Origin of the sequence: Limnofasciculus baicalensis BBK-W-15 (assembly GCF_024178385.1) — a bacterium.
GTDB lineage: Bacteria > Cyanobacteriota > Cyanobacteriia > Cyanobacteriales > Coleofasciculaceae > Limnofasciculus > Limnofasciculus baicalensis.
The window spans coordinates 1-7,283 of the sequence record NZ_JAMZMM010000318.1 but is presented as its reverse complement, the minus strand read 5'-3'; the positions used below and the strand labels follow the sequence as shown (position 1 = coordinate 7,283).

Here is a 7,283-nt window from a genome sequence, read left to right as displayed (position 1 = left end):
AGCTACGCAGGGAAGGGGGCTGGGGGGTTAGGTTTTTCGACCAAAATTACTACTGTTTTCCCTCAAAAAGATTCCCTATTTTTCCAACTCCAGATATTTCACCAAATAACCCCGATTTACTGGATTCTCCTGCTATCTCAATCGGTATTTTCGGTGTAGGAACCGAGTAAGATTGAAGTTGAGGTACTTGAGTAGGTTGAGGTACTTGAGTAAGTTGAGGTACTTGAGTAGGTTGAGGTACTTGAGTAAATTGAGGTACTTGAGTAAATTGAGGTACTTGAGTAAATTGAGGCTGTTGATGTACTTGAGGTAGTTGAGCAACTTGAGGCTGTTGAGGTACTTGAGGCACTTGAGCAACTTGTAAAGCCTTCATAAACTGAGCCAATCCGTACTCCAAATGAGCGCCAGCATCAACAGCAACCCAACCATTAGGAGTTAGTTGTCGCCATTCAAAATGTAAATGAGGTCCAGTAGAAAAACCAGTACTACCAACACGCCCAATTACAGTTCCCTGATTCACCAAGTCTCCTTGCTTGACAAATACCTCAGAAAGATGACCATAGAGGCTTTCCTGGGTTCCTTCCTCATGACGTATCACCACTGCTAAACCGTAACCACCCAAATAATCAGCAGTCGCTACCTCGCCAGAAACAGCCGCTATGACAGGTGTTCCTTGAGGTGCGCCTAAATCCGTCCCCCCATGGAAACGGTACTGCCCTGAAATTGGATGGAGTCGCCAGCCAAACAGAGAAGTAATCGGAGCAGGAATTGTCAAGGGGAACATGAAACTAGTTTGAGCAATATTAGCCTGTCCTACGGGTCGGCGGGTAAGATCGTAGTAATCTAGACCCATTGGGGCAGTTTGAGCGCTTGGGATGGAGAGACTGGTTGAGGGAACTAGCGCACTTGGTACAGATGCCTGTCCAGAGAATACTTGATGATGATGCTGCCTTCGTCGAATGTGATGGGTACTTGCAGTTATTGGCGCAAATCTGACGGGTTTAGCTTTGGTAACAGGTGGTGCGGGTAGTTTGGCTTCGGCTATTTGATATTGATTTACCTGACGTGTTAATGGTTGGTTTCGGTTATTACCAATAGCTACGTTTACAGAAGGATTAAGGGGTTGGTTTAGGTTATTACCAGTAGCTACGTTTGTCCCATTCGCAAGGGGTTGATTTAGACGACGATTAATAGCGACGTTTACAGAAGGATTATCAATGGATTCATTAACCCGAAACTTAACAGGTTTGTTTGGGCGATTTGCTACAGTTTCATTTCTGGGCTGTTGTAAAGGTTGGCTGCGACGACGCGCCACAGTTTCGTTCCGGGGCTGTCTGACGCTAGCTGTTTCCTGACGGGGTGGCTGACTGCCACAACTACCACTGGCAAGTCGCCCATTTCGCGATGTTGTGGTACAACCTGTTGACCTTTCTGTCAATACTACAGCACTCGGTTTGGAGTAACGAGGAGATGAACCAACTCTGTAGTTTCTGCGGTTACTATCGCGATTGTTAGGATTTAGAGGTTTTTGGGCGTTTTCATGACGCTGTGACGGATTAATTGTCACTTTCGGAGGCTTTGATACACTGGCTTGAGTAGGTACAGATAAGTCAGGAGGAGTCAGTCTCGGTTTACTTAGTCTAACTACGGCGCGTCTAGGACGGGCTGTTTCTGGTGGTGTGGAGATGGAATTTTGAGGTTCCCTCACTGAAACAGATTCTGGGTTGGCAGTGGAAGCTGATGTCTCTAAACGGCGATGGGCAGGAGTGCCTTGGGGGGTGCGGCTGGGCGCTGAGTCTAATAAACCTGGTTTCAGGTTCGGTTTGCGCAGTTTGGCGCGGCTGGAGGCTGAAGAATTGGTAGGTTTGACGCTTGATGGGGTAGTGTTTGATGGTGCTACCGCAACTGAGTCTTTTGCTGAATTGGTTTGCGCGACGACTATACCGCTACTGAGAATACCGATACTACCCAGCCATCCTATGGACTGCATGAATTTAGGATATCGATAGAAGATGCCTAATAGACTGAATTTTGAGGAGGTTTCTTTGGTCATTTTTGAAAGAAGGTAAGTGGTTGTTGGTTGTTGGTTGTTGGTTATTGGTTGCTGGTTATTGGTAGAGATTACGAAGAATAGCCAAGACTGATTGTACCTGGCTCTAAGTGAATTTCTGCTATTTCTGCTCCTGAAATTAAACAGACTCGCAATTCTCCTGTGGGTGTAACGCCTGTTACAATTCCTGGCTTGCCATCCACTATTACCTGACATCCCCGATGATAGAGTAGCTCTTGGTACGATAGGAGCAATTTTTCTAGTCCTGCCTCTAGAGAGAATTGATATCCAACTACTAGTCCGTATAATACAATAGCAGCCAACATTGCCAAGGATGTTACTGTTGAACTTGACTGTTCTTGACAAAAAGATTGTAAATTAATTCCCGTTTCCGGTACATTATTGCACCAATTAATACCGACACCTACCACCGCTTGGGTAATGTAACCCTGTTGGATGCGAGTTTCTGTGAGAATACCGCCCAACTTCCTGCCTAAAAGGATTAAGTCATTAGGCCATTTGAGCAAGACGGGAATACCGTAACTTCTCAAAACTGTGGCAATTCCCCAAGCGCTACAGAAAGTTAGCTGAGGGCTATGAGTTGCCTGAAGGTTAGGAGCTAATGCCAAGGATAAGTATAGCCCACCTGTCTGGGATTGCCATTGCCTTCCCCATTGCCCCCTTCCTGCTGTTTGTTGGGCTGCAATGACTGCTGTTGGTATGGTTGCCCCTCCTGCGAGTAATTCCCAGAGGGTTTTGTTGGTAGAGGGTAATATTTCAAATAGATGTAGGGGTATCTTTGGGGGTTGACTGCTTTTTGGCAGGAGGATGTCCTGAGATACCTGGAATGTAACTTCTTGGATGGCAGTTTCAAACTCTTGGTGAGTAAATAGCACGGCACAGAGGCAGACGCAGTGAAATATTCCCTAAGCTAGGATAAACCATTTCAGCCATATCAACCAGATTATTGGTCAAAAGTGATTTATTATATAATAAAGTCTCACTTTCACCGCAGCAGTTTAGAGCCGCCTTCACTCGCTATGCAATCTGTAACATTCAATAGTGTTCTGGAAGAGATCGAAACCCTATCATCAGAGGATCAAGCTGCCCTGATTGTCATTCTCCAGCGTCGCTTGATTGAAAGTCGTCGTGCCAAGATTGCTGCTAACATTGCTCAGGCAAAACAAGACTACCAATCGGGAAATGTTTTTCGGGGTACGGTTGATGAAGCGATTGCCCAGTTAAATCAGTGAGAATTATTAGCATCGCGCCATCCTTCAAACGTGCCTACAAAGCAATGATTCGGAAGCATCCAGAAATTAAGCCTAAAATTGAAGCTGTCTTGCGCCTTTTGGCAGAAAACTCTTTTCATCCATCGTTACAGACTCACAAACTGAAAGGACAATTGGCTGGAGCTTGGGCTTGTACTGTGGAATACGACTGCCGAATTGTATTTGATTTTGTCGCCAACTCAAATGTTGAAGAAGACGATATTCTCCTCATCGATATTGGCAGTCATGATGAGGTATATTAGCCTCATCTATTGGTAAATTTGGCAATATTTCTATGAATACCTGGAAATGGCAAACTTGGGACGATTTACCCTATCTCACCTCTAGTCTACTTGAACCGTGGCAGCACGGCTTTTTTACTCAACATTTTTCCCCTCGTCTACCTGATACGATTTCCATTTCACTTAAGCCTGATGCTAAGGTATATCGTGTTAAACAGGTACATGGAAGTACGGTATTAACGCCTTCTGAAATTGAAAGGGCAATCCCTGACGAAAACGGAAGCGATGTGGATTTATCACGCCCTCTAGCTGATGGTATTCTTTCTCAGGAGTCTCAGCAGTCTGTATGGGTATGTACGGCAGATTGTACTCCGGTATTGATTGGTGATACTAAGACGGGACGAGTTGCGGCGATACATGCTGGCTGGCGCGGTACTGCTGGTAGGATTGTGCCAGTTGCGATCGCAAAATTAATCGAATCTGGCAGTAGTTTAGCAGATTTACGAGTAGCCATGGGACCTGCGATCGCTGGTGAGGTTTATCAGGTTGCCTCGGAAGTCGCGGCCGAAGTTGGAGCTAGTATTATACCACCAGATAAGGCTGATTCACCCGAATCAATTTTGAATTTCTTACAGCAGTTACCAGATTCTCCTATTTTAGAAGATTCGGAACCGGGAAAAGTGCGTTTAGATGTGCGGCGGGTGAATGCGATACAGTTAGAGCAATTGGGATTAGATGCAGCACAAATTGCGATCGCTCCTCATTGTACTTATCAGGAACCAGAACATTTCTTTTCTTATCGTCGGGATAAACTGAAGAAGGTGCAATGGTCAGGAATTGTCAGTAATTGAAGGATGAGAGCCGAGGCGAATGGAATTCGCGGCTACACAAACATAACCCGCCTGCGCGGGTTATGAAACCGTTTATGTTTCATTCTCCTGCGCAATGCCAAAATCAATTAACACCGCATCCCCTGTTTTCGCCAGTTACACCCCTCCCCTGAAAGGAAAGGGGTGTAAAATTTCTCCCTAATGTCTATCGTCGCGCTACACCATCTTGACGCGCAGCCTGTTGCACTGCACCTGCAACTGCAGAAGCAACTCGTTCATCAAAAACAGAGGGAATAATATGTTCTCGATCTAAATCTGTGGCATTAATTAAATTCGCGATCGCAAAAGCCGCCTCTAGGTACATATTAGTAGTAATACTAGATGCCCGACAGTCTAATGCGCCACGAAATACTCCAGGAAAAGCGAGGACATTATTAATTTGATTGGGATAATCACTCCGCCCCGTTGCCATAACTGCTACATCATGGGCGATTAATTCTGGTTGAATTTCCGGGATCGGATTTGCCATTGCCATCACAATGGAATCTTTTGCCATTGAGCGTACCATTTCTGGAGTTAGAACGCCAGGGGCGCTCACACCGAGAAAGATATCTGTACCAACAAGCGCACCTGCCAGTGTACCGCTAGCTTCAACAGCAAATTCTAGTTTCTCCTGAGTTAAATCTGAACGTTTTTTCGAGAGAATCCCTTTAGAATCGCACAGCAAAATATTACGCGCACCTGCTTTCCGTAATAGTCGTGCGATCGCAACTCCCGCCGCTCCAGCTCCATTAATTACAATCCGCACGTCTTCTAGGGATTTCTTGACCAGTTTCAGGGCATTAATTAAAGCTGCAAGGCTAACAATTGCTGTCCCATGTTGATCGTCGTGAAAGACAGGAATATCCAATTCTTGCTTAAGTCTGGTTTCGATTTCAAAGCAGCGAGGGGCACTGATATCTTCCAGGTTAACTCCACCAAATACAGGAGCGATATTTTTGATTGTTTCGATAATTTTGTCTGTATCTTGGGTAGCTAAACAGATGGGAAAGGCATCAATTCCCGCAAATTCTTTAAAGAGCATGGCTTTCCCTTCCATGACTGGCAAAGCAGCCTCTGGTCCCAAATTCCCTAACCCCAACACTGCACTACCGTCAGTAACAATAGCTACAGTATTGCCTTTAATAGTTAGGGCATAAACTTGATCGGGGTCTTGTGCGATCGCTTTACAAATCCGACCCACTCCAGGAGTATAAGCCATTGACAAATCAGCTTGATTGTGCAAGTCTAGTTTGCTCTCAATAGTGATTTTGCCGCCGCGATGGATACTGAAGGTGCGATCGTATACGTCCAGAATTTTGATATCCTGAAGTACCTTAACCGCCTGAACGATTTGTTCAGCATGTTCTGTACTAGCAGCATCAACACTCAAATCCCGAATGGAAATCTTGCGGGTTTGCTCGATCGTGCTAATTTGCCCTAAGTTGCCACCAACTTCGGCAATTGCCTGAGTGACGCTAGCTAACATTCCGGTACGATTGGGAAGTTGCAAGCGAATGGTTAAACTGAAGCTAGGATTCGGTGTTAGGTCTGCCATGCTGCTTTATTCTAGTAACATTTTCTTATACTATACTGGACATGCCCACGATAAAGGTTGAAGGTTGAAGTATGAAGTATGAAGTATAAAGGTTGATGGTTGATGGTTGAAGTATGAAGTATGTTCCTAATAAAACAGATAAATCGAGTGAGGAAAGTCAACTATACAATATTTATGGCTAGTCTTTATACTGAAATCGATATCAATGCCCCAAAGCAGCGGGTTTGGCAAGTATTATGCCAGAAAGATCGCTGGAAATACTGGAACACATTTTTATTTGATTGTGATTCTAAATTGTCTTTTCAGCAGGGACAAGAGGTTTCTCTATCCCTTCGCAGGTTACCTCATGATGAGGAGACAGAGTTCGATCCTTTGGTAATGCAAGTTCAACCAGAGGTTTGTCTTAAGTGGGTTTCTTCTATTCGTGGCTTTAGCAATGAGTACGTGTTTGAGTTACAAGAGATTGGTTTTCGTCGGACTAAGTATGTTCACAAAAGCAATTTTTCAGGAATTTTATCCCGCGTTTTCTTGCCATTCATTCGCGCCGATGAACATCGAGGAATGCAACGTATGGCACGGGAATTAAAGCGGTATGTTGAGGATTTATAATATATTAATGGGAATTATGAATTAAAACTCAAAACGGACTTCGTCCCGCAACGCTCTCCAAAACGGACTTCGTCCCGCTGCGCTAACAAAACTCTCTTCCCCACTCCCCATGAATATCCCAACCTTTGTCTTAGCATCAGCTTCACCTGCACGGCGTAAATTATTACAAAATGCGGGAATTGAACCAGTCGTGTGTCAGAGCGATTTCGATGAATCTCAAATTCAGCTAACTAATCCCATGGATTTAGTCCAGACACTAGCATTATGCAAAGCGCAAACTGTAAAGAATAAGTTTAGTAATGCCCTGATAATGGGTTGTGATTCCGTCTTGAGTATCCAAGGCGAGATTCACGGGAAACCTGCTAACTCAGAAGATGCGATCGCACGTTGGCAGAAAATGCGAGGTAATATCGGTATTCTCTACACTGGTCATGGGTTAATTGACATAGCTCAAGATAAGACAATAGTCAAGTGTGGCATCACAAAAGTATACTTTGCCGATGTGAGCGATCGCGCGATCGCAGCTTACGTCGCCACAGGGGAACCTCTTAATTGTGCAGGCTGCTTTGCCATTGAAGGTAGAGGGGGATTATTTATCCAAAAACTAGAAGGCTGCTACACCAACGTAATCGGTCTTAGTTTACCTCTCCTCTACGAGATGCTCAGTGAGTTAGGATACAATGC

At 44.8% G+C, this 7,283-nt stretch carries 8 protein-coding genes; 5 read left to right on the top strand and 3 right to left on the bottom strand.

What is annotated here, in order from left to right; genetic code table 11:
• Positions 1–49 precede the first annotated feature (49 nt).
• Together NJ959_RS30370 and NJ959_RS23125 are read right to left on the bottom strand one after the other, a co-directional pair.
• Positions 50–2,053, bottom strand: coding sequence for a peptidoglycan DD-metalloendopeptidase family protein (locus NJ959_RS30370; protein ID WP_305069162.1), 2,004 nt, complete (start codon positions 2,051–2,053; stop codon positions 50–52).
• A 68-nt stretch (positions 2,054–2,121) separates the two neighbouring features.
• Positions 2,122–2,946, bottom strand: a complete 825-nt coding sequence (locus NJ959_RS23125; protein ID WP_254014102.1) for a biotin--[acetyl-CoA-carboxylase] ligase — start codon at positions 2,944–2,946, stop codon at positions 2,122–2,124.
• A gap of 144 nt (positions 2,947–3,090) precedes the next feature.
• Between NJ959_RS23125 and NJ959_RS23120 the strand changes: the two genes are divergently transcribed.
• Genes NJ959_RS23120 through pgeF form a run of 3 tightly spaced genes read left to right on the top strand, consistent with a single transcriptional unit; the run spans position 3,091 to position 4,414 of the window.
• Complete coding sequence (locus NJ959_RS23120) at positions 3,091–3,303, top strand: hypothetical protein (RefSeq protein ID WP_254014101.1); 213 nt, start codon at positions 3,091–3,093, stop codon at positions 3,301–3,303.
• A complete protein-coding gene (locus tag NJ959_RS23115) occupies positions 3,300–3,584 on the top strand; it encodes a type II toxin-antitoxin system RelE/ParE family toxin (RefSeq protein ID WP_254014100.1) in 285 nt (94 codons plus the stop codon). Before NJ959_RS23120 ends, NJ959_RS23115 begins: the two co-directional genes overlap by 4 nt.
• 32 nt (positions 3,585–3,616) lie before the next feature.
• Positions 3,617–4,414, top strand: coding sequence for a peptidoglycan editing factor PgeF (gene pgeF / locus NJ959_RS23110; protein WP_254014099.1), 798 nt, complete (start codon positions 3,617–3,619; stop codon positions 4,412–4,414).
• A gap of 184 nt (positions 4,415–4,598) precedes the next feature.
• Here pgeF and NJ959_RS23105 read toward each other — a convergent pair whose 3' ends face one another.
• Positions 4,599–5,990 carry a malic enzyme-like NAD(P)-binding protein gene (locus tag NJ959_RS23105; RefSeq protein ID WP_254014098.1) on the bottom strand — a complete coding sequence of 464 codons (1,392 nt, stop codon included), beginning with the start codon at positions 5,988–5,990 and terminating at the stop codon, positions 4,599–4,601.
• A 174-nt stretch (positions 5,991–6,164) separates the two neighbouring features.
• On the opposite strand from NJ959_RS23105, the gene NJ959_RS23100 reads away from it, so the two are divergent.
• Positions 6,165–6,599 (top strand): SRPBCC domain-containing protein, encoded by a 435-nt coding sequence (locus NJ959_RS23100; RefSeq protein WP_373693698.1) that lies wholly within the window; start codon positions 6,165–6,167, stop codon positions 6,597–6,599.
• Between the two features lie 109 nt (positions 6,600–6,708).
• The coding region (locus tag NJ959_RS23095) for a Maf family protein (RefSeq protein ID WP_254014096.1) at positions 6,709–7,283 on the top strand (575 nt) is incomplete at its 3' end.